Origin of the sequence: Cytobacillus sp. FSL W8-0315, from assembly GCF_038002905.1 — a bacterium.
GTDB lineage: Bacteria > Bacillota > Bacilli > Bacillales > Cytobacillaceae > Cytobacillus > Cytobacillus pseudoceanisediminis.
In genome coordinates, this window is the sequence record NZ_JBBOOC010000002.1 from 114,804 (window position 1) to 138,714 (window position 23,911).

Consider the following 23,911-nt stretch of genomic DNA (forward strand, 5'->3'; position numbering starts at 1 on the left):
CAGATATTTCTGGTTGACCTTTTTATTTATGGTCTTAATATTACGGTAGTCGGGGTAGAACGTCGCACCCGTGGGTTAAATCCCGTCAACTAAACTGTTCACCCCCTACTTGTATAAACATGTTTCAGGCTGGTTGGGACAACGATCCCGTTTAACAAGCGAACCTATGACATTACAAGAAGCCTTAGGGGATACCGACAATTGTTGTTTTACAAAGGAGGAGATATGATTATGAATCCAGTCATTGGTCTGGATGTTTCAAAAGGTGAAAGTCAGGTTCAAGCATTTTTAGACAAAGGCAAACCGTATCGTAAGAGCTTTAGTATCAAACACAATACTGATGGTTTAGGTAGTTTATTAGAGTTCCTTCATGAAGTAGAGAGTTCAGCTGGTGGTCATCAGCCAACGGTGGTTTTAGAATCAACAGGACATTACCATTTTCCTGTAATTCAATTTCTTGAGGAGCAATGTTTTGTTTATATTGTTGTCAATCCTCTTATCTCCCATCGAGCCAAAAGTTCGAGTTTAAGGAAGGTAAAAACAGATACAATTGATTCTTTTCACCTTTGCGAACTGTTTTATAAAGAAGAATTAGAGCCTTATAAAAAAAGAGGAATTCAACTATTAAATCTTCGTAATCTAACAAGACAACAAGAAAGTATTGCCGAAGTATCAGCACAGACTAAAATACAGCTGCATACCCTTTTGGATCAGGTATTTCCTGAATATAGAGGAGTTTTTGGAAGTTTATATTCCAAAGTCTCATTGCTTACATTATTAGAATTTCCTACTTCAGAAGTAGTGTTAAGTGTGAGTGAAAGAGAAATAACAGAGAAAATAGCTTCGCTATGTATGAGTCGTTCAGATGCATGGGCAAACGAAAAGGCCAAAAAATTAAGGGAAGCAGCCCTTCGTAATCCGTTTCAAAGCAACCTCTACCAGAGTAATATTTTTAATCTAGAGTTATTAGTCAAGATCGTTCTTCAATACCAAGAGCATCTATCTAAGATTGCAGGTGAAATAGATGCCCTCGCTAAAGAAATTGAAGAATATCATATACTGCAGTCTATCCCTGGAATTGGAGAGAAAATCGCCGCCACGATTATTTCCGAGATTGGTGAGATAGATCGGTTCAATGATGCCAAAAAGCTCGTTGCATTCGCTGGAGTAGATCCTAGTGTTTTCTCTTCTGGTAAGTTTACCGCATCTGTAAATCGAATTACCAAACGAGGTTCTAGTAGACTTCGACATGCCTTGTATATGGCAGTTCAAAGTGGTATTCGTGATGCTCGTAAAAAGAAAACGACTGATAAAATCATCGCACGCAATAAAAGATTAAGAGAGTTTTACGATAAAAAACGTGAAGAAGGAAAACCCTTCAAAGTAGCAGTTATTGCATGTGTTAATAAGCTCTTACATTGGATTTTTGCCTTATTAAAAAGCAGAACTATTTTCCAAGATACAGTTTAAAAACTATATCTAACTAAATACAACAAAACCTTCCAAATTAAACATAGAGGAAGGTTATTTGGCATGAACATTTTTAGTATATCATGACGTTATTATTCTTTTTATTGAAAAATGTTGACAAACTATTAGCTGGTTTAGTTTAAGTACATTTCTTCACAAACCTTCAATTAGGACTCTTGTAAGGTCAATTAATAAATTTAATCGAGTAGCAATATAAATTAAAATTCCAACCACAGCAAGCCTATAAATTATCGCCCAGTGTTTACTATCCATATTAGATACCTCTCTTAATTTTTAATTTCAGTCGAGTATAGTTTTCTGCAGATTGGGATTTCTCTCCTTCTCCAATCACAGCCCTTTAGCTCAATAAGAAAAGGCTGCCTGGTTTGGCAGCTCTTAAACATAAACATCCTCTTAGCCTTACAACTAATTCATTAAAACTGTTCCCCAATAAAGGAAACTCATAATTAAGAACACAGTTGCAAATACAGTAATTGCTTTTGGTAATTTTCCATAAAAATATATTAAAGCTAACCCTATTAATATGTGAATAATAACAAAAAGAAAAGTACTCAATCATTACACCCCCACCCCAAAACCTGTCCCGTATGTTTAAGGACAAATCTAAAACCCCTGAAAATCTCTGAATAATGGTTGTAATAATGAATTAATGAGTGTAAATTTATCAAAATAAAGAATAACTCCCATAACTATCATAATTACTCCCCCAATCTTCATTACAGTATCACTATATTTTTTTAACCAAGTAAATTTTGTAATGAAAAAAGCCATTAGAAGAAAAGGAATACTAAAGCCAAAAATATAAGCTGCCATATACCACAGACCTTGTGATGGATTGGCACCAACTAGTGTTAATGTAGCTGCCAGAATCGGACCCGTGCAAGGTGTCCAACCTACCGCGAAGGCTAATCCAATCACTATTGAACCCAAATAACCAGCAGGTTTATTTTTTATATGAAATTTACGTTCCTTCATTAAGAATTTTGGTTGAAGGAGACCAATAGTAATTAATCCAAAGACCACCATTAAAATAGCACCAATTTGCCTAATTAAATCCCCATATTGTAAATACCAAGACTCTAATACAGTCGCTCCTTCTGCCGTTCCGAATCCAAGTACTAAATAGATGATTGAAAAACCAAACAAAAAGAAAAATGTATGAAAAATTGCTTTGTGTTGTCCTTTTAACTCACCATTTTGTATCTCCACAACACTCATTCCTGTTATATATGATAAAAAAGCAGGATACAGCGGGAATACACAAGGTGATAAAAAAGTTAATACACCTGCACCAAATGCAAGTAAAATAGAAATATCGGCCATTAACCCTAATCCCCCATATGTAAATTCTTGTAAATAGAGTATAACACGACTTAAAACAAAGATGGCGACTATAAAGTATTGAAAGCTAATTAGATTAAGGTCATAATACTTTACTTCTTCATTTACCACCTTCCTCAAAAGGCATAGGAGCCTAAAAAGCATAATTATTAACCTTGCCGATGGCTTCTTATTTTGAGTCAAAAATGAATTAAGCTGTCATCCTTGTTCGAACAAACCTTCCCAGTTTATTCAAATAAAAAAAGCTACCTGTTGGCAGCTAGAACTTAAAGTATTTCGCCTAGTTACAATAATAAAAAGCAGATATTAACCGATCAACAACAAATTTGCCATCACTACTAAGCCAAAAGAAAGGAAACCTACTACTTTAACAGGATGACAAAATTTATATCTAGTGAGTGGGTTAATTCTCCTGATAACCTCACTAAATAAAATAGTCCCGAATAGAATAAGGATCCCTCCAAAAATATAGGGATTGTCCTTAAACTTAGATAACCCTAAAACTAAGAAAAAAAATAAAATCCAAATATACCCTAAAATAATATTTAACAAAATAGATATAAATAAATCTTTCTTTAACATATTGATCGCACTCCTTAATTACTTGGGTCAAAGACTGAAAATTGATATAGTATCCTTGTTTTGCTACTTACTATAGATAGCTATCTACAAATAATATAAATTCTGTGAAGCTCATTTAAAGCCACTTCCTAATTCTGCAATCTTCCATTTACCTTCTTCTTTTAACAATATAAACTCTTTAGTTTCGCTACTGTTATTTCTATAGGTGACATCAACTTTTACAGTTGCAGTATTACCTTTTATTTTTTCGTTGATCGGTTGGATTATTTTATATTTATCTTGATAGTCTTTAATGAATTCTCCAAAGCTGCCAGCATACCAGAAACTGTTCCACTTTCAATTTCTGCTCTAATATCAAAAGTTAATAATGAGACTGCATCATCTCCTTTTTTAATACTATCGTAGAAGGCTAAAATAGTTTCCGATGGGGTTAGTGGTGGTTTATTAAATACAGTTGGTATAATTAAAGAAAGTGCTATAACTAAGCCCAATCCGATTAATAATAAATTTGTTCTTAAGGTTTGATTCATTTTAACTCCTTTCTTTACATTTCACTTTAAGTGTCTCCTGCGATTGATCTAATACTAATTTCTACCTTATCTCCTATTATTCCTTGTTCAACAAAACTGCCCCGTTTGTTTAATAGAAAAGGCCGCCAATTTTGGCTGCCGTATCTTCTGAATTAAAAAACGCTCAGACTTCTGAACGTTTTTATACAATATTTAATTAATATTATTTTTCTTCTTTTCATCACCAAAATACTTCCACAGATGATAAGTGATCCAAAACAAGGATACATATAAAATCGTGAACAAAGGGAAAATTGAAGTATGTTCAAGGAAAAAATCTGATGTTGATGCAAAAACAACGAAACATACTAGGATTATTAAGAAAGGCACCAAAAGAATCCAATAACGCTTATCTTTAAAAGTTTTAAAACTAAACAAAGGAATCACCCCTAAAATTTAATTTTAGCATTAGTTAAGGTTTTCTCCCTGTGATTTAATCGCTATTTTAATACTTTCTATTCCAGGGTAAATTGTTATGTGCTTGCTTTACTTCGGGGAGGCAACGAGGACAATAAACCTTTTCTAAATGGGAAGAATCTTAGTTTTTTAACGCTTTTAACAATTGTAACATTTTACTAATTTAACTAAAATACCTTATTGAATAAACCTGCCCCTTTAGCACAATAAGTAAATCCTGCCTAATTTTTCAGCTGAAATTGACCATCAACACCTTTTAATTTGGCTGTAATAACATAAAATAAGGGAACTTACTAAAAAGTTCCCAATGGGTACAAACATAATTAGTTTTTGTGTTGGCCAGGATAATCAATTGAATTGGCTATTTCAACTAGTACTTCAGGAGTCACCGTGTCAGAAACCCTTTTATCAACACTCAGCATATATTGCCAATTATCCCTTTCGAAAACTAATACATTAAAACCAGATATAGTCATATATGTAGCTTGAATGTCATTTTTCATCTCATAAACATCCAAAACATACTTATCTCTAATTGGAATTTTATGCTCAATAGGTAGGATATCAATTTTGTAATGATTTTTAGGTGATTTATCACTAATATATTCCACTTCAAATGAGTCGTTTATTTCGCCTTCTAAATCACTAAACCTTCCAAAATGGTGAGTGAATTCGATTGGAGGAACTCTAAGTGGCAGCTTCAAGTTTTGTTTGAAATGATCTTCAAATTCACTTACAGCTTCTTCGACAGTCTTGTATCCAATTTCAAGATAGATTTGTTCAAAAGGTTGAGGTTTATCATTCGAATTTGCATATACGTTATATACCGAAAATGTTAGGCAAATAACAATTAACAAGAAAAAGCTAACTATTTTATACATCGACATCATCCTAATCATTTTTAGGTTAATCTTCCCCAATTTCGGCTTAAATAATATCGTTATGTAAGTGAGCCTATACATTAGATTTTGATAAAACCTAAGGCTTATTCCACTAACCTCCCTCAATAAAAGAAGCGAAAACACTTATTTACTCTTGTTTTCTTAGAATTTCATAGTTATTTACCTTTCGGTAACTCACTTTATAAATGGAGGATCTTCACTTGAAAGGATATTTTTGGACAGAGTGAGAAAAAAGAGTTAGAACCCACTAACCAATCCCTTACAGAAAATGGTGGATGAGTAAAAATATAACCGCACTGGTGGATGTCCACATTTACTCATGGAGGTCAACCCTCCCATGTCTCACAGAGTCTTCGCTCTCAAATTCCTTCGTCCAACCTTTCCATGAGGTGGATGTCAGCCATGCTGCCCCACAGGGTCCAAGCCCGTAATTTAGTTGCTTTGCCGACTAATCCGTGCTTCAAATGTCTCCAAAACTATAAAAGCAAGAACTACTACTTATCTAATCTAAACAAAAGTTAAGCTGCCATTTCCGTCTTCTTTGTTACTGCCAAATGAGGGATGTCCTTTAGCATCTTTTCCTCATTAAAATCAAATTGCTTTTTTCCTATACTGAAGAAAATCCGAATTAGTTTATTACACAAAGCAATCAGGGACTGCATCTTCTTTAAAGGATTATCCGGACGTTGAGTATAGTAAGCATGTAATGCTTTAAATGCAGAATTTTTGGCGACGAGAATCATACAGACCCTGAATAACAGTGCCCTGAGTTTCTTTCGGCCTCTTTTTGTGATGGTCGTTTTTCCTTTGTGCTTGCCGGATGTATTTTCTTTTAAGCTTAAGCCGGCCAGCTTGATAATCTGCCTTGGATGATTGTATTCACCTAAATCTCCTACTTCCGCAAAGAAGCCGGCAATTGTATCCCTGCCTACACCTTTTATCGCTAACATTTGTTGTACACCTGGTATTTCATCAAGCTGGCTGTCTATTTTGGCGTCCAATTCTTCGAATTGTAACTGAATTAAATCATACTTAGCCAGAATGGTTTTTAGCTCCAGCCTGGCCATTTCAGCACCTTGTCGAAGTCCGATGGACTGGCTAGCTGCCTGTTTTAATTCGCGGATCTTGTTTAATCCAACACTCCGAGATACGGACTTTCTCAAATGGACGAGTAGTTCTTCTTCGGTGAATACAGCTATTTCATGTGGCAAGGCATAGAGCTTTAAGAATTGTAAAGCAGCCTTACCTTCCCATTTCTTAAAAACCTTGAGGAATTCCGGAAAATACCGGTCAATCCAGTTGTGCACCTGTCCTTGGACCGTTTGTAGGTCTTCAGTTAAAAGATCGCGTATTTTCTTTGCCACACGGAGTTCTGCATAAACACCTTGCGGTATTGTTGGTTCGGCGTATCTTCCATCCTTGACCAGCTGGGCTATGACCTTGGCATCTTTCACATCATTTTTGGTGGGTGAGTTATCATCCAACTCTTTGCTTTTCTTGACGTGCAACGGGTTTACTGCGACAAACTTTATCCCATTTTCTTTTAAGATATGGGCCAGATTAAACCAATAGTGGCCTGTTGGCTCCATGCCAACCATCACTTTACTCATACGCTGTTCTTTTTTGATTTCCGAAATCCATTTAAGAAAGTTTTCAAATCCTTCTTTTGTATTTTCAAATTGACACGGGGATCCAAACTCCATTCCCCTGAAATCCTGGGCACGAGCCACATGTTTGAATTTCGCAATATCGACTCCTATAATAAGAGTTTGAGAAGTGATTTGAGCAATCTTCTTATTCTGGTTATAATTCATTGTAAAGCCTCCTGGTGTTTGAGATTTTTGTCCTTTTTGCTTGCCGGCTTCAGGACTCTCTCATTCTACCAAGAGGTTATTTTTTTGTTCAAACTCCATTTTCATTCATTACAGGAATGCTGCCCCTCGTATATTATGTTTAACTCCTTAAATACCATTCTCTTTTTCATCTTTTCTATCAATATAAGGTGGTCTGTTTGGACGTCTCGAGATATTTCTAGATAATGGTCTTAGGATCATTTGGGACAATTCTTCCTGCCCCTGTAGCTTGACTACATCTAAAGACTGTTTCTCAGTGTACGTGCGGCACTTCATACTCGCAGGCTGAGCGCACTGCCTCTCGAACTCAGGTGACAAGCAGCCCTGAGGCGGCTTTCGATGCAGATGCAGTTCTGATACACGAGGTTGATGATCGGCGTCCATACTAGAGATATCTCGAGGCGTCCAAGGAAATACCCAATGATTCCACAATGAAAGGAGGGTAACCCCCATGCGATTATTTGTTGGTTTAGACGTAAGTTCGTTTGACATGAAAGGCTGTATCCTTGATCAGGAAGGATCAAAAGTGGATACCTTCACGGTATCAAATGACCTTCCAGGAGCCACAGTTTTGAAGGAACGAATCCTCGGCCTTGCGAAAGGACGTAAAGTTGAAAGCGTTAAGATCGGTTTGGAGTCCACTTCGGTCTATAGCTTCCATCCTTCTATGTTCCTTCATTATGATGAAGACCTTAAGGTCTTTGACACTCAAGTGTTCGTCATTAATCCGAAACAGATTGCCAACTTCAAGAAAAGCTATTCGGATATGAATAAGACGGATGAAATTGATGCATTCGTGATTGCCGATTATGTCCGATTCGGCCGTAACCAGATGTCCATTGTCAAGGAGAGCCAGTATGTCGCACTCCAACAGTTGACCCGTTCACGTTATCACTTGGTTAAGATGATGACAAAGGAGAAACAGCACTTTCTCCAACATCTGAATTTCAAGTGCAGCAACTTTTCCCATGAGGTGGACTCTTCCGCCTTCGGAAATGCGATGATGGACCTCTTCCTCGAAAGATACAGCCTGGAAGAACTGGCCCAGATGCCTTTAGATGAATTGGCTGCGTTCCTTCAGGAACACGGGAAGAATCGTTTCTCTGATCCCGATAAAGTAGCTACTTCCATCCAACGGGCAGTCCGCTCTTCCTACCGCTTAGATAAAGTGGTAGAAGACTCAATGGATCTCCTTTTAGGTACTTCCATTGAGCTGATCCGTTCCTTTCAGAAACAGATCAAGGAAATCGACAAAGCCATTACCCGTCTAATGACAGGCCTTTCCCAGACCTTGGAGACTATACCGGGCATCGGACCTGTATATGCCGCAGGCATTATTGCCGAAATCGGCCAGATTGAACGTTTTGAAGATGAAAGCAAGATTGCCAAATATGCAGGTCTATACTGGCGGAAACACCAGTCTGGCCGCTTTACAGCTGAAGACACTTCTCTTTCGCGACAAGGAAACGAATATCTGCGCTACTACCTCGTTGAAGCCGCCAACTCGGTTAGGAGACAGATTCCCGAATATCGCGAGTTTTACCAAAAGAAATGTCTTGAAGTTCCAAAACATCAACACAAACGTGCCCTCGTCCTAACAGCAAGAAAACTCGTGCGATTGGTGGATGCGCTGCTTCGCAAACGCCAAGTCTTTGCGCAAGAAAGGTGCGTGAAGATCTGACAAATATACTTTGTCAGCGCAAGCCTTCCTGATTTCCAGTAAATTACATTTATTTACTGGTGTAGTTCCTTACGGTCTTTTTTAGTCACAAGTAAATTGAAAACTAAACATCTTTAAACTTTTGGAGTTGACATATTACCGCAGGTCTTTAGCACAATAAAAAATGCTGCATCAAGCTGCACCTAAAAGAATTTCTTATATAGCTCACGTCTCAAATGTCCACTTAGATAAGCGTATACTCTGGTGGTTTCGCTCTTTTCATGTCCCATCAAATTCTGTATGACCTCTAACGGTGCTCCATTATTAATAAGTGTTGTTGCATAGCTGTGTCTAAGTTGATGTGGATGAATGCATTTATTTATTCCTGCTCTTTTGGAAATCTGTTTTATGACATATCTCATCTGTGCAATACTCATTCGATGTGGTGCTCGAATCGTAACGAACAGCGCTTGTTGATCATCATATCTTTCTTCTAGATATCTTTTTAACCAAATACTACATCGAGTATTAAAATACACTTCTCTTTCTTTTTTTCCTTTTCCAAACACGATAACTGATTGTTCTGCCATATTAATTGAGTGCCTATCTAATTTTACAACTTCTCCTATCCTACAGCCTGTTGAATACATAAATTCAAATAAAGCTTTCTCAAAAGTTGTTTTACATGCTTCACGAAGTAATTCAATTTCCTCTTCTGTAAGAAACTTAGGAATTCTACTCTCTGGCTTAGGTTCTTTAATGGTAGATACCGGGTTAACCGAAACATACTTCTCTTCTTGAGCCCATTTAAATAATGATTTTATAAAACGTATCCGATGACAGAGACTAGATGCTTTTAACTCAGCTGCAACTTCTCCAAGATATAGTTTAATGGATTCTGTTGTAATATCAGTAATCTTAATATCCCCAAAGTATTTGATTAATAAGGACATTTGCACTTTATATACCTTTAAGGTTTGAGAAGAATATCCCTGAATTTGTTTATCTGCTTTATATAGATTCCAGGCTTCAGATACAAGCATAATGAACAACTCCCTGATCGTTGTATTTCTAACATTATTCGCAGGAGAACTATAAAATATACTAGTTTTATAGAATTTTATTAAGTAATTGCACCCGTTCGTAATATAAGGTTAGCCAGATATTTCTGGTTGACCTTTTTATTTATGGTCTTAATATTACGGTAGTCGGGGTAGAACGTCGCACCCGTGGGTTAAATCCCGTCAACTAAACTGTTCACCCCCTACTTGTATAAACATGTTTCAGGCTGGTTGGGACAACGATCCCGTTTAACAAGCGAACCTATGACATTACAAGAAGCCTTAGGGGATACCGACAATTGTTGTTTTACAAAGGAGGAGATATGATTATGAATCCAGTCATTGGTCTGGATGTTTCAAAAGGTGAAAGTCAGGTTCAAGCATTTTTAGACAAAGGCAAACCGTATCGTAAGAGCTTTAGTATCAAACACAATACTGATGGTTTAGGTAGTTTATTAGAGTTCCTTCATGAAGTAGAGAGTTCAGCTGGTGGTCATCAGCCAACGGTGGTTTTAGAATCAACAGGACATTACCATTTTCCTGTAATTCAATTTCTTGAGGAGCAATGTTTTGTTTATATTGTTGTCAATCCTCTTATCTCCCATCGAGCCAAAAGTTCGAGTTTAAGGAAGGTAAAAACAGATACAATTGATTCTTTTCACCTTTGCGAACTGTTTTATAAAGAAGAATTAGAGCCTTATAAAAAAAGAGGAATTCAACTATTAAATCTTCGTAATCTAACAAGACAACAAGAAAGTATTGCCGAAGTATCAGCACAGACTAAAATACAGCTGCATACCCTTTTGGATCAGGTATTTCCTGAATATAGAGGAGTTTTTGGAAGTTTATATTCCAAAGTCTCATTGCTTACATTATTAGAATTTCCTACTTCAGAAGTAGTGTTAAGTGTGAGTGAAAGAGAAATAACAGAGAAAATAGCTTCGCTATGTATGAGTCGTTCAGATGCATGGGCAAACGAAAAGGCCAAAAAATTAAGGGAAGCAGCCCTTCGTAATCCGTTTCAAAGCAACCTCTACCAGAGTAATATTTTTAATCTAGAGTTATTAGTCAAGATCGTTCTTCAATACCAAGAGCATCTATCTAAGATTGCAGGTGAAATAGATGCCCTCGCTAAAGAAATTGAAGAATATCATATACTGCAGTCTATCCCTGGAATTGGAGAGAAAATCGCCGCCACGATTATTTCCGAGATTGGTGAGATAGATCGGTTCAATGATGCCAAAAAGCTCGTTGCATTCGCTGGAGTAGATCCTAGTGTTTTCTCTTCTGGTAAGTTTACCGCATCTGTAAATCGAATTACCAAACGAGGTTCTAGTAGACTTCGACATGCCTTGTATATGGCAGTTCAAAGTGGTATTCGTGATGCTCGTAAAAAGAAAACGACTGATAAAATCATCGCACGCAATAAAAGATTAAGAGAGTTTTACGATAAAAAACGTGAAGAAGGAAAACCCTTCAAAGTAGCAGTTATTGCATGTGTTAATAAGCTCTTACATTGGATTTTTGCCTTATTAAAAAGCAGAACTATTTTCCAAGATACAGTTTAAAAACTATATCTAACTAAATACAACAAAACCTTCCAAATTAAACATAGAGGAAGGTTATTTGGCATGAACATTTTTAGTATATCATGACGTTATTATTCTTTTTATTGAAAAATGTTGACAAACTATTAGCTGGTTTTGTTTAAGTGCATTTATTCACAAAATCTCCTTAAGGCCAGAATACTAATAATAATATTATAGAAAGATTTTGTTTTTAAAGCTGTGCTTTTTAATCTTTCAGTATTAACGTTTCTTTTTTAAATTTATAAAATAAATAAATTGCACGTACGTATAAGTCGACTGCAATGGAAAGCCAAACACCGGCTATCCCCATTTCTAGATAAATCCCTAAAATATAGACTCCCAGTATTCTGATTACCCACATGCCTATAGCTGTGCTATACATCGGACTTTTGGTGTCACCCACGCCTTGGAGAGCACCTGCAAGAACAAGTCCTATAGCTAAAGCAGGCTGTGCAAATGCATCAATTCGTAATGCTGTTACAACCATATCAATTGCTTCTTGATCGGCAGTGAACCAGGTGGCAAACCACGGAGATAAAAAGAATAGCAAAACACCTACCAGCGACATAAAAGCGACAGCGATCCAGGATGTAATCATTCCGTACTCATGTGCTTCCCTTGTACGTTTTGCACCAATACTTTGCCCTACCAAAGTGGTAGCAGCGATTGCTAAACCGTACCCGGGCATATACGCAAACATTTCTATATTTCCAGCAATGGAATGGGCTGCAAAGGTATCGGCACCTATTTTTACGATAAGCCCAAAATAGAGAACCTGACCTAATCGCATAATTAAACGTTCAAACGCTGTAGGAGTCGATAATTTAATAAGTGAAATAGCATCCTCCTTTGATGCAGTTCCAATTAGATTAAAACTCACGCTCGATTTTTTAATATAGCAGTACAACGCAATAGTACCGATTATTCTAACAGCAACGGTTGCCCAGGCAGCTCCTGCTACTCCCATTCCCTCTATACTTAGCAATCCGAAAATAAGAACATAGTCTAAACCAATATGGATTAAATTGATCCACCAGCTGACTTTCATAGGTGTTTTTGTATCACCGGAAGCTCTTAATATACTCCCAAAGGTAAACATTAATGAAATAAAAATGGATGGAACCCCAACAATTTTAAAATAAGTAATCCCCTCTTGTAATACTTCTCCCTCTGCCCCCATTAAGCGAAGCAGCTGTTCATTAAAAAGTAAGGTTATTAACCCGAATAGTAATCCCAATATGGCAGATAAAGATGTGGATTGACGGGCTATCGATTTAGCTTTTTCCATATCTCCTGCACCTATGTTTCTCGCAATAAGGGAAGACGTTCCTACACCCAATGCCATGAAAATGGCGATATAGACAGCTAGTACAGTGTTTGCAATACCAACCGCGGTTACTGCATTCAAACCGAGCTGTGATACAAACAGAATATCTACAAAACCCACAACCGTTTGTAAAATGTTTTCAATCATAGCAGGTACAGCTAAAATTAGGATGACAGAAATTTTCTGTCTTGTTGTTTTCTTTTCGAGTAATTGAACTTCTCCCATTATGCGGCACCTCTCCTACCGGATAAAATTATCAAGTGCTTTCTTGAGATCCTTTATTACTTCTTCTTCATTTCCTTCATGTACAGCGTCAACCAGACATGTTTCCATATGGTCAGTCAATACTAATTTAGCTGTATTGTCTAATGCCTTTCTTATTGCAGCGATTTGCAGCAGAATATCTGGACAATCCCTGTCTTCAATGGCCATCTGTTTTACACTTCGAACATGTCCTTCTATTCTTGCCAATCGGTTAATTACGCTTTTTCGATGCTTATGCTCATGTTTATGAATGTGCTCTCCACACATACTTTTTCATCCCCCTTTACCTAATAATATCCCCCCTGGGGGGATATGTCATCTAAAAAGGAAGTAAAAGTAAAATAAATTTTTAATGCATTAAAGAAATAAAATGTTGCAAAACGAAATGATTACTATTAATATAATAAAGTGAATAAATCGAAATGCTTACGATTAATTATATAAAGAGCATAAAAAGGGAGAGGTTATCAAGTGAATAAAAAGGGAGAGGTTATCAAGTGAATAAAAAAATACTGGCTTTTGCATCAACTATTATCCTGATGCTTGTTTTAACAGCATGTAATGCTTCAGAAAAGACAGAAAGTAAAGAACAGAATGGTAAATTGTCGGTATTTACTACTATTTATCCTCTTCAGTTTTTCACTGAACAAATAGGAGGCAATTTGGTTAGCGTTAAAAATATTGCTCCTCCTGGTTCTGATGCCCATTCAGTTGAAATTACAACCAAGAAGATGACAGAAGTAGCTAGCAGCGATGCATTCATTCACACAGGAACAGGACTAGAGGGCTTTGCTGATTCGGTTGCAAGTTCCCTAGAGAAAGAAGATGTAGTAATTGTGAATTCGACTGAAAATGTTAGCTTTATAGGTGCTGAAGCAGAAGATGAGCACGGTGATGCTCATTCAGAAGAAGAAGAGGAACATAGTGAAGAGTCAGAGGAAGCAGGTCATGAAGAACATGGTGATATTGACCCTCATGTTTGGCTCGATCCAAACCGTTCAGTACAGATAGCAGAAAATATTAAAAATACTCTTATAGAGTTAGAACCTCAAAATAAAGACCAATTCGAAAAGAATTTTTCAACACTAAAAGCTGAACTAGAAAAATTGGATTCTGAATTCAAAGAAATGGCAACAAGTTCTGCAAATAAATCTTTCGTTGTTTCTCATTCCGCCTACGCTTACTGGGAAGATGCTTACGGTTTAAAGCAAATTGGTATAAGTGGACTATCTCCAACAGATGAGCCATCCCATTCCCAATTAGCCGATATTATAGAACTTGTAAAAAATGACGGTTATCAATATATTTTCTTTGAACCAAACTTGTCAAATAAAGTAGCTAATACAGTAAAAAACGAAACAGGCACGGAGGCCTTAACTCTTCATAACTTAGAATCCATTACCGATGAGGATATTAATAACAATAAAGATTACTTTGTCATTATGAGAGAAAATTTAAAAGCTCTGGATAAATCCCTTAATTAATACTAAAGCAGATACCCTAATAAAAGGTGTATCTGCTTTTTTCTATATGGCTTTCACAGCCATGAACCTAAATATTCTGGAACAATTATGGAACTTCAGCCTACAGTTCTTCTGGTTCTGGGTCTTCTTCAACAAACCTCCCTCAATAAAAGAAGCGAAAACACTTATTTACTCTTGTTTTCTTAGAATTTCATAGTTATTTACCTTTCGGTAACTCACTTTATAAATGGAGGATCTTCACTTGAAAGGATATTTTTGGACAGAGTGAGAAAAAAGAGTTAGAACCCACTAACCAATCCCTTACAGAAAATGGTGGATGAGTAAAAATATAACCGCACTGGTGGATGTCCACATTTACTCATGGAGGTCAACCCTCCCATGTCTCACAGAGTCTTCGCTCTCAAATTCCTTCGTCCAACCTTTCCATGAGGTGGATGTCAGCCATGCTGCCCCACAGGGTCCAAGCCCGTAATTTAGTTGCTTTGCCGACTAATCCGTGCTTCAAATGTCTCCAAAACTATAAAAGCAAGAACTACTACTTATCTAATCTAAACAAAAGTTAAGCTGCCATTTCCGTCTTCTTTGTTACTGCCAAATGAGGGATGTCCTTTAGCATCTTTTCCTCATTAAAATCAAATTGCTTTTTTCCTATACTGAAGAAAATCCGAATTAGTTTATTACACAAAGCAATCAGGGACTGCATCTTCTTTAAAGGATTATCCGGACGTTGAGTATAGTAAGCATGTAATGCTTTAAATGCAGAATTTTTGGCGACGAGAATCATACAGACCCTGAATAACAGTGCCCTGAGTTTCTTTCGGCCTCTTTTTGTGATGGTCGTTTTTCCTTTGTGCTTGCCGGATGTATTTTCTTTTAAGCTTAAGCCGGCCAGCTTGATAATCTGCCTTGGATGATTGTATTCACCTAAATCTCCTACTTCCGCAAAGAAGCCGGCAATTGTATCCCTGCCTACACCTTTTATCGCTAACATTTGTTGTACACCTGGTATTTCATCAAGCTGGCTGTCTATTTTGGCGTCCAATTCTTCGAATTGTAACTGAATTAAATCATACTTAGCCAGAATGGTTTTTAGCTCCAGCCTGGCCATTTCAGCACCTTGTCGAAGTCCGATGGACTGGCTAGCTGCCTGTTTTAATTCGCGGATCTTGTTTAATCCAACACTCCGAGATACGGACTTTCTCAAATGGACGAGTAGTTCTTCTTCGGTGAATACAGCTATTTCATGTGGCAAGGCATAGAGCTTTAAGAATTGTAAAGCAGCCTTACCTTCCCATTTCTTAAAAACCTTGAGGAATTCCGGAAAATACCGGTCAATCCAGTTGTGCACCTGTCCTTGGACCGTTTGTAGGTCTTCAGTTAAAAGATCGCGTATTTTCTTTGCCACACGGAGTTCTGCATAAACACCTTGCGGTATTGTTGGTTCGGCGTATCTTCCATCCTTGACCAGCTGGGCTATGACCTTGGCATCTTTCACATCATTTTTGGTGGGTGAGTTATCATCCAACTCTTTGCTTTTCTTGACGTGCAACGGGTTTACTGCGACAAACTTTATCCCATTTTCTTTTAAGATATGGGCCAGATTAAACCAATAGTGGCCTGTTGGCTCCATGCCAACCATCACTTTACTCATACGCTGTTCTTTTTTGATTTCCGAAATCCATTTAAGAAAGTTTTCAAATCCTTCTTTTGTATTTTCAAATTGACACGGGGATCCAAACTCCATTCCCCTGAAATCCTGGGCACGAGCCACATGTTTGAATTTCGCAATATCGACTCCTATAATAAGAGTTTGAGAAGTGATTTGAGCAATCTTCTTATTCTGGTTATAATTCATTGTAAAGCCTCCTGGTGTTTGAGATTTTTGTCCTTTTTGCTTGCCGGCTTCAGGACTCTCTCATTCTACCAAGAGGTTATTTTTTTGTTCAAACTCCATTTTCATTCATTACAGGAATGCTGCCCCTATTATTGAATAAGAAAAAGCTGGCTGATTAGCAGCTGATTGTTTAAGAAGCCACCTGGTTCAACAGCCAATCTTTAACAATAGATTTTATTTAAAAAATTAATTTAATATCTCCCAAATCTTTCCGTTCCTCAACGGAAAGAGAGTACCGAATATACCAAGAGTTCTAAAAGTTAATTGCTCACCGTTTTGAAATTCAATACTCTTTTCATAGGAGGCAAATATGCCAACATTTTTAAAATGAGAAGAACTACTCCATATCAGCTGATTGTCTTTTGTACACTCTTCATTCCATCCTATATTGTCACAAATAATTCCATTCTCTTTTAAAATCCATTTGTCAAATTCATCCATAGTGGGAGTAGTAAACACCATTATAGCTATTAGAAAAATAACCGTAATTATTCCAATTGAAAATATCCTCTTCTTATTTTTCAAATGAAACACACCTTCTTTCTGCTTAATTACCCTATTTCCATTAATAACTTTAATCACATTTAAGTGAGCTTTTCATTAAAAACCCTGATTAGAACGGATTAAACTTCCTACTCCTATAATATATATGATTGTTAATTTGTTGACCCTCATAGTAATCCTTCTTGGATCAACGCCCCCGTTAGTTATACATAAAGACTTACACAATAATTGCATATAATATAAATGATGTGACAATAAGTCATTATTTCTTACCTTCGTTCTAAAAGTATAGGTGCTATATTTAGTAAGATAGAAACAATTGTCAAAAACCATAATGCCCTCTCCATACCAGGTACTACATCCATTAAAGCTGCCCAATCTTCCACTTCTACCCACACCGATACAAGACTGTATTCTGCACAAAGGGTTAATGCTGTAAATGATAGTCCTATCGCCATAGCAAGCTTATAATCCTTTCCTACTTTATACATATAAAGATTTATAAAAGTTGCTACTATTGCAATAACCCCAAATATCATAAATAACATTACTAACCTCCATATATATTTTTTTGTCGTGTAATAATACTAATGTGCATCATCTCAATTTTTTGCATTACTTTTTTATTAGACATTAATACGTCAAATCTTATTTTATAGTAAATGCTCTTCCTTTTGTGATTACTTATTGAATAAACCTGCCCTTTTTAGTTCAATAAAAAAAGCTGCATCAGCAGCTAAAAAAATTTCTTATATAACTCACGTCTCAAATGTCCGCTCAGGTATGCATAGACTCTAGTGGTTTCGCTTTTTTCGTGTCCCATTAAATTTTGTATAACCTCTAATGGTGCCCCATTATTAATAAGTGTAGTTGCATAGCTATGTCTAAGTTGATGTGGGTAAATGCACTTATTTATTCCTGCTCTTTTGGAAATCTGTTTTATGACATATCTCATTTGTGCAATACTCATTCGATGTGGTGCTCGAATCGTAACGAACAAAGCTTGTTGATCATCAGCTCTTTCTTCTCGATATCTTTTTAACCAAATACTACATCGAGTATTAATATACACTTCTCTTTCTTTTTTTCCTTTTCCAAAAACGATAACGGATTGTTCTGCCATATTTATTGAGTGCTTGTCTAAGTTGACAACTTCTCCTATCCTATAGCCTGTTGAATACATAAATTCAAATAAAGCTTTCTCAAAAGTTGTTTTACATGCTTCACGAAGTAACTCAATTTCCTCTTCCGTAAGAAACTTAGGAATTCTACTTTCTGGCTTAGGTTCTTTAATAGAAGATACCGGGTTAATCGAAACGTATTTCTCTTCTTGAGCCCATTTAAACAATGATTTTATAAAACGTATCCGATGACAGAGACTAGAAGCTTTTAACTCCGCAGCAACTTCTCCAAGATATAATTTAATGGATTCTGTTGTAATATCAGTGATTTTAATATCTCCAAAGTACTTGATTAAGCCACCTGGTTTGGCAGCTGTTCTAAACAATAGCACCCTTAGCCTAACAACGATTTCCGCTTTAAAACTAACTTTGTATTAAAAGGGGAATCATGTAACTAAACGTTTGTGCATTCGGTGATTCAAATTTTTCTAACTTAATTCCTTTCGTGTTAAATCCAAATCGATGAACTAACTTTATAAAATGAAAGCACATAAACTGGTCACAGACATTAAAATTCATTGTAGCATACAATGTGGGCTCCAACCGATCTATATAGATATTACTATGACTTTTAAATGAATCCGAGGAAATCTCTTCATTTAAAATAAAACCTACCTCTCCCACCATTGAAGCACCTTTCGCATCTAGTGTTCTTATAAATATTCCAGGTCGCACATTTATTCCTAATTGTTTTACCTTCTCCATATCAGCCTTCATTACAGATTGAAATGGGTTTATTGCTCTAGGTACCACATGTCTAAACCAGACAAAAGTGGTTGGAGAAGACCATTTAATTAAGTGCATATGTTGCTCACTATAATTCAAACCATTTAAGTATTGTTTAGCAATATTTAATGAAGATAACTTTGCTTCAACTTCTTGTCTCCAAGCAGAGATTAATTGCTGCTTCTCTCCTTCTCCTGCATGTAAAAACTGATATATATCTTCAACCTTAATATCAGCTAACCGGAGGGAATGAATGATTAAGGCCTTTTCAACTTGATCACTTGAATATATTCTATATCCATTCTCTAACCTCTTCATCGGTTCTAATAATTTTTTTTGGTCATAGAATCGAAGGGTGCTTGGTGATAGGCCTGTTCGTTCTGAAAATTTATTAATCGTCATTTCCAAAACTCAACCCTCCTTATCTAGGCAGGATATGACCAAATATTTATACGGTTTCCATCTAAATCAAAAAAATGAAAGCCTGCCCATCCTTTTTGTGGATCACCTGCAACTTCAGATAATTCCACTCCTTTTAGTTTTAAATGGTTGTAGGTATCATTAAATTCTTCTGGTCGGATATCAAAATAATTTCTCACAGCAGGGTTAGCCTTACTGAAATCTGCATGTTCAAGCTTTTCCAGCCAAATATTATCATAGAACACTTCAGAAAGCTGCATCCAATCATATGCATCTTCAATATGCAGGTGAGCAAAATCATCATTGTATTGCTTTACTAATTTCACCCCAAGATATTCTTTATACCATCTAATTGCTTTATCGATATCACTCACACCTATTCTTACATTTACATCACTGAATCCTGTTATTCTTGATGTAAGAAATTCACCTTCAATACTTTTATTATAAACAGCGGTCAGCCTGGCGTTTTCAAAGCCAGTAATATCAAAACTAACTTGCCCATCAGGTAATGTTTTCAATTCTGTAACTTTAATTCCCTCCCTATCAAAATAGTTTAGTGTTTCGCCAAGGTTCGTTATCTCGAAACCCATTCTCATATTGCCTTTAAAAGAATTGTCAGCTTTAAAATGCTCCATGTCAGACTCAAATGATTTCAAAGTGACAACACCTAATCTCGGCATTTTAAGAAAAGCCTTTTTTCCCACTGGAGTAATTACCTGGTCCAAACAAGTCCACCCCATATACTTGGTATACCATTCCACTCCCTCTTCAAATTTATCCCATGACACCATAATAAAACCGCCATCCCAACGAAATTTCATCTGTCCCATCCCTACTTTCTAATTCTGGAAGTTCTACCAATTTCATTCTAAAGGTTAAAGTAAGTTTAAGGTCAAGTGTTTATAGGTTAATTTATGTAACTAACCTTCCCCTTTAAAAAAAGAGCTGCCGATCCCAGGTGGATCTACAACTCTTAACCTTTCCCGTTATTGAAGAATGAACGGCCAATGTTTTATTACAACATCGCCTCCTTATTAAATTATCTATTTGGAAATTAGATATTTTTCTTTGAAGATTGGACTAAGTTCACTCCATACATCAAATTTATTTCCATCTAAATCATAAAAAACAAAGTTTCTTCCCGTATGCCCTCTGTTTTCAATCTCTCCAACTCTAATTTCATTTTGCCTAAAGTCTTTATGTATTGATTCTAAGGCATTTAATCCATTAACCTCGAATGTTAACGAAAAACGTTCATTACCGTAAATATCAAAGAAATTTAAACTTTGATTTTCATTAGATTTCACAAGAAAAATACTTTGATTGGCAAAGTTTAAAATAGCTTTGTCTTGATCTTTGTAGCTTAACTCTGCTCCTAATTTATTTACATACCAATCAGAGGAAAGATCTACATTAGTCACTGGAATATATGTTGTGCCTACCCTTAATAATTTCTCGACCATTCTTTGTCTCCTTTCAAAATACCAAAATATTCTAAATTTAATTATTCAACAAAAAAACCTTACTTCCTGCATCAAGTAAGGATTTTATACTTATTTATGCAACTGTTATTGAACAAATCTGCCCCGTTAGTCGAATAAGAAAAATGCTTTGCTCCTTATTGAAGCAAAACAAAGGCTAATTCTTAATTAAATTAGTTAGTAACCTTATTTACCTTGATTCGATTTAAAATTTGAAAGAAAATTATTAAGGCAGCCGATACGCATAATAAACCACTAATAATGAAAATAGAAAATAGTATATGACCACCTACTGTTGGAGAATTAGAAGTAAAATAACTAAATAAAAATAATCCTCCACCTAAAAAAGTTAGATAATAGGCTAACCAATTTTTCTCCTGCTTTAAGATATTGCACCCAATAAGAATTAACAAATATAAACTACTCAAAATCATAATTATGGGGAAAGTGGGTTGGAATTTATAAGCATAGACAAAGTAATCCAGCTGTGATATGTCACTTGGATTATTTACTACTCCATATAATAACTGTGTAAAAGGTGTAGAATATCTCCATTCCCAAGGGTTATCTAAAATAGCACTCCCTTCAAACCAAGCAAAAGCTGTAGAAAACAAAAGTAAAGTAATGGAAACACTAAATTGAATTACAAACCGAATCATAATTAAATGGCCTCCAATATAATATTTAACCTGTTTCTTAAATACTAACATATTACAAGTTGTATATGGGTTAAAATCCCATTTCGCTTCTTCAACAAACCTGCTCCGTTAGTCGAAGAAGAAAAAAGAGCTGCCGATCCATTTGGATCTTCAACTCTTGCGCATAGTGTAAGTGTTATATTTCACATAGGCACATTAAGATAGAAAAAAACAGTATTGAAAAGATCGGTCTAAGAAAGTGGCAAATGACCGCTATCTTAATTACTCTGTTTTATCTCTAGAATTAATTTCTTCAGATAACACTTTTATTTCTAGTTCTTCAATTAAATATGGTGCTTTTTCCTGTAGGTATCTAACCGAAAACTTCTTTTGAGGAAGATCCAGAAATAATTCTTCTACAATATAAGTTTCGTTACCTAGATATTTTCTATCCTTTTCAATACCATGATACCTATAACCATTTGCGTCTTCTAGTACAAGAGGTGAAAAATTGTGATAAAAAGCAAACTTACTAGTGTATTCATACCGAATTATGGTTGAATTCCTTTCTTGTTGGATATCAGTAATTTTCATGGTGCCTCTTTCGCCTAAGCCGAGAACTTGGTTTTCTGATTCATTTAAGCCAATGGAATTAATCCGAGTATGAACTGAATCCTCAATATCTTTATTTTTAAATAGTTGTATTTTAAGCTCTTTAATCTTATTATCCAGAGGTTCAAACAATAAATTTGCTTCTCTTAGTGTGTACCATTTATTTTCTTGTTTTATTTCCTTGATAGTCCATTCAGAACCATTTGTAACATTTTTTATTAATCTGCCATCTTGATCAAGTAAGCGTATGGAAGGTGCCTCTACCTCCTGATTATTTCTATAAGGAACTTTATATTTAATGTTAAGGGCAGTTGAAATTGGACTCACACTTATTTTGTTTAGTATCAGCTCTTCTTCTCCAAATATTTGCTTTTTATTGATTGCAATTGTATCCATCTTTGACGTCTTTTTTATCGGAACTTCAAATAAAAACTTGAATTGCTTTTGACCAGGAGAAAGAAAATCTGTCGTTCCTCGATAAAGAAAATCAACATTGATTTCTTCTGGCATTTCCGAAGCAGCATAAGTAAAAGTTGAATAGCCGATTACTTCATAATCTGATACTTGTTCAAAATGATCATTTGAAATAACTTTATCTTTTTGAAAGCCTTTAAACGGGATGTAGGCATTAACCATACGGCTAGTAAAATTCTTAATAGGTTTTTCTGATTTAATGGCATAACTGATTGAAATTCTATTTCCATCATATGCAGCTTCCTGAATTTCCATACTAATGCCATTTACTGTCTGCCGTTGCTGGACTAATTGATTTTCTTCGGATGCCGTACCTTTTAATCCGCTATCACCTATAAATTGAAAGATTGACTCAAAGAAAGGGAGTTTTGATAATGCTAATACTGGGTTCGATGAAAACAGGTTAGTTGTTATAAGTAAAAGCACGGCAAAGCATACAGGAATCAAAACTCGCTTACTTTTACTAAAGAAATTCCTGCTCCTCTTTTCTTCATCAATCAAGATATGTACTTTACTACGATCATCCGGATTAAAATTTACTTCCTTAAATAATTCGGAGTTTAAAACCTTTTTACCTTTGTTTAAAAATTCTCCCATTCAAATCCCCTCTCTTCCATTACCTTTTTTAGAAGTTCCCTTCCCCTTTTAAGTCTGGTTTTGACAGTGTTAGCGGAAATTTTTAATATTGAGGAAATTTCCTTTATAGAAAAGTCTTTGTAGTAATATAAAAATATGACTTCCTTATATTTCGGGGATAGTGATAAAACCATGTTCTCTACTTGTGATTTTCGATCTTTACTTAACAGCTCAATCTCTGGATCTCTCTCTGATCGCATTTCATTATCCATCTTTTGCAAAAAGAAAATTCGTTTTATATAACTGCTTTTTAGATAATCTTTACATTGATTGATTGTAATTCGATACAGCCATGTCTTAATTGAAGAATCCCCTTTAAATGAATGCAGATGCTGGTAACAGGATATAAATACATTTTGTACGATATCTTTAGCCTGAGCCGTGTCCTTTACATAAGAAAAAGCAAGAGAAGCCAACTCACTTCCGTACTCAATCATTAGATCTTCAACAATAGTATGAATATCTTCCTCAACTAAAAAGGTATCAACTCTGCTTTTCTCCTCGAAATGCAAATCCGCTACCTCCCTTCTTTTAAAATTCGTATTTAGACGATTTATTAAGTCCACAGGTTTCAAGTTCGTTTATATCCTTATAATAGTATTTTTTTTATGTCTGACTTTTCATTTCTTAGGCAATATAAAAAGCTGAATATCATTATAATGTAATCATCTCCTATTCCAGGAAAATGGAGGTGTTCATACTAGTCTTACATCTGCAATAAGTGTTCTACTTCTTAAACAAACCTGCCCTTTTATTGAAAAAGAAAAGCCGCCAGATTAGGCAGCTGATCTTAAACATAAAG

23 protein-coding genes are annotated in these 23,911 nt (G+C 35.7%); 4 read left to right on the plus strand and 19 right to left on the minus strand.

Annotated features, from left to right (window positions below; genetic code table 11):
* Window positions 1-231: 231 nt before the first annotated feature.
* Window positions 232-1,470, plus strand: coding sequence for an IS110 family transposase (locus tag MKY20_RS24400; protein WP_034297819.1), 1,239 nt, complete (start codon window positions 232-234; stop codon window positions 1,468-1,470).
* A 624-nt stretch (window positions 1,471-2,094) separates the two neighbouring features.
* Here MKY20_RS24400 and MKY20_RS24405 read toward each other — a convergent pair.
* From MKY20_RS24405 to MKY20_RS24425, 6 genes are all read right to left on the minus strand, one after another.
* The gene (locus MKY20_RS24405) at window positions 2,095-2,943 is read right to left on the minus strand and encodes a cytochrome c biogenesis CcdA family protein (RefSeq protein ID WP_009336792.1); all 849 of its coding nucleotides are present in this window, start codon (window positions 2,941-2,943) and stop codon (window positions 2,095-2,097) included.
* A gap of 195 nt (window positions 2,944-3,138) precedes the next feature.
* On the minus strand, window positions 3,139-3,414 hold the full coding sequence (locus MKY20_RS24410; protein WP_009336791.1) for a hypothetical protein: 276 nt from the start codon (window positions 3,412-3,414) through the stop codon (window positions 3,139-3,141).
* 111 nt (window positions 3,415-3,525) lie between these two features.
* Window positions 3,526-3,708: a DUF4878 domain-containing protein gene (locus MKY20_RS28750; protein WP_083390590.1), complete on the minus strand. Its 183-nt coding sequence runs from the start codon at window positions 3,706-3,708 to the stop codon at window positions 3,526-3,528.
* Complete coding sequence (locus MKY20_RS24415) at window positions 3,678-3,944, minus strand: hypothetical protein (RefSeq protein WP_034298204.1); 267 nt, start codon at window positions 3,942-3,944, stop codon at window positions 3,678-3,680. The genes MKY20_RS28750 and MKY20_RS24415 overlap by 31 nt, the downstream gene beginning before the upstream one ends.
* Before the next feature lie 779 nt (window positions 3,945-4,723).
* Complete coding sequence (locus MKY20_RS24420) at window positions 4,724-5,281, minus strand: hypothetical protein (protein WP_157380315.1); 558 nt, start codon at window positions 5,279-5,281, stop codon at window positions 4,724-4,726.
* Window positions 5,282-5,820: 539 nt separating this feature from the next.
* A complete protein-coding gene (locus MKY20_RS24425) occupies window positions 5,821-7,116 on the minus strand; it encodes an IS110 family transposase (protein WP_009336790.1) in 1,296 nt (431 codons plus the stop codon).
* A gap of 490 nt (window positions 7,117-7,606) precedes the next feature.
* Between MKY20_RS24425 and MKY20_RS24430 the strand changes: the two genes are divergently transcribed.
* Complete coding sequence (locus MKY20_RS24430; protein ID WP_009333976.1) at window positions 7,607-8,836, plus strand: IS110 family transposase; 1,230 nt, start codon at window positions 7,607-7,609, stop codon at window positions 8,834-8,836.
* 182 nt (window positions 8,837-9,018) lie between these two features.
* Here MKY20_RS24430 and MKY20_RS24435 read toward each other — a convergent pair whose 3' ends face one another.
* Complete coding sequence (locus tag MKY20_RS24435; RefSeq protein ID WP_009336788.1) at window positions 9,019-9,858, minus strand: tyrosine-type recombinase/integrase; 840 nt, start codon at window positions 9,856-9,858, stop codon at window positions 9,019-9,021.
* Window positions 9,859-10,205: 347 nt separating this feature from the next.
* Between MKY20_RS24435 and MKY20_RS24440 the strand changes: the two genes are divergently transcribed.
* Window positions 10,206-11,444 (plus strand): IS110 family transposase, encoded by a 1,239-nt coding sequence (locus MKY20_RS24440; RefSeq protein WP_034297819.1) that lies wholly within the window; start codon window positions 10,206-10,208, stop codon window positions 11,442-11,444.
* A 226-nt stretch (window positions 11,445-11,670) separates the two neighbouring features.
* On the opposite strand, the gene MKY20_RS24445 is transcribed toward MKY20_RS24440, so the two are convergent.
* Together MKY20_RS24445 and MKY20_RS24450 are read right to left on the minus strand one after the other, a co-directional pair.
* Window positions 11,671-13,017: an MATE family efflux transporter gene (locus MKY20_RS24445; RefSeq protein WP_009336687.1), complete on the minus strand. Its 1,347-nt coding sequence runs from the start codon at window positions 13,015-13,017 to the stop codon at window positions 11,671-11,673.
* 15 nt (window positions 13,018-13,032) lie between these two features.
* Window positions 13,033-13,323: a metal-sensing transcriptional repressor gene (locus MKY20_RS24450; protein ID WP_009336688.1), complete on the minus strand. Its 291-nt coding sequence runs from the start codon at window positions 13,321-13,323 to the stop codon at window positions 13,033-13,035.
* A gap of 230 nt (window positions 13,324-13,553) precedes the next feature.
* On the opposite strand from MKY20_RS24450, the gene MKY20_RS24455 reads away from it, so the two are divergent.
* Window positions 13,554-14,540, plus strand: a complete 987-nt coding sequence (locus MKY20_RS24455; protein ID WP_009336689.1) for a metal ABC transporter solute-binding protein, Zn/Mn family — start codon at window positions 13,554-13,556, stop codon at window positions 14,538-14,540.
* Between the two features lie 559 nt (window positions 14,541-15,099).
* Here the strand turns inward: MKY20_RS24455 and MKY20_RS24460 are convergent.
* The 10 genes from MKY20_RS24460 to MKY20_RS24505 form a co-directional block, all read right to left on the minus strand.
* Complete coding sequence (locus MKY20_RS24460; protein WP_009336790.1) at window positions 15,100-16,395, minus strand: IS110 family transposase; 1,296 nt, start codon at window positions 16,393-16,395, stop codon at window positions 15,100-15,102.
* 225 nt (window positions 16,396-16,620) lie between these two features.
* Complete coding sequence (locus MKY20_RS24465) at window positions 16,621-16,959, minus strand: hypothetical protein (protein ID WP_034298148.1); 339 nt, start codon at window positions 16,957-16,959, stop codon at window positions 16,621-16,623.
* 248 nt (window positions 16,960-17,207) lie between these two features.
* Complete coding sequence (locus tag MKY20_RS24470) at window positions 17,208-17,486, minus strand: hypothetical protein (protein WP_009336691.1); 279 nt, start codon at window positions 17,484-17,486, stop codon at window positions 17,208-17,210.
* A 188-nt stretch (window positions 17,487-17,674) separates the two neighbouring features.
* On the minus strand, window positions 17,675-18,451 hold the full coding sequence (locus MKY20_RS24475; RefSeq protein WP_009336692.1) for a tyrosine-type recombinase/integrase: 777 nt from the start codon (window positions 18,449-18,451) through the stop codon (window positions 17,675-17,677).
* Window positions 18,452-18,482: 31 nt separating this feature from the next.
* A complete protein-coding gene (locus tag MKY20_RS24480; RefSeq protein ID WP_009336693.1) occupies window positions 18,483-19,247 on the minus strand; it encodes a helix-turn-helix domain-containing protein in 765 nt (254 codons plus the stop codon).
* A gap of 23 nt (window positions 19,248-19,270) precedes the next feature.
* Window positions 19,271-20,098: a VOC family protein gene (locus MKY20_RS24485; RefSeq protein ID WP_009336694.1), complete on the minus strand. Its 828-nt coding sequence runs from the start codon at window positions 20,096-20,098 to the stop codon at window positions 19,271-19,273.
* 213 nt (window positions 20,099-20,311) lie between these two features.
* Entirely contained in the window at window positions 20,312-20,731 is a 420-nt protein-coding gene (locus tag MKY20_RS24490) for a VOC family protein (RefSeq protein ID WP_009336695.1), read from the minus strand.
* 191 nt (window positions 20,732-20,922) lie between these two features.
* The gene (locus tag MKY20_RS24495; RefSeq protein WP_034298150.1) at window positions 20,923-21,408 is read right to left on the minus strand and encodes a DUF4306 domain-containing protein; all 486 of its coding nucleotides are present in this window, start codon (window positions 21,406-21,408) and stop codon (window positions 20,923-20,925) included.
* A 261-nt stretch (window positions 21,409-21,669) separates the two neighbouring features.
* Window positions 21,670-23,070, minus strand: coding sequence for a DUF4179 domain-containing protein (locus tag MKY20_RS24500; protein WP_252245026.1), 1,401 nt, complete (start codon window positions 23,068-23,070; stop codon window positions 21,670-21,672).
* Window positions 23,055-23,621, minus strand: a complete 567-nt coding sequence (locus MKY20_RS24505) for a sigma-70 family RNA polymerase sigma factor (protein WP_009336702.1) — start codon at window positions 23,619-23,621, stop codon at window positions 23,055-23,057. Before MKY20_RS24505 ends, MKY20_RS24500 begins: the two co-directional genes overlap by 16 nt.
* Window positions 23,622-23,911: the final 290 nt, after the last annotated feature.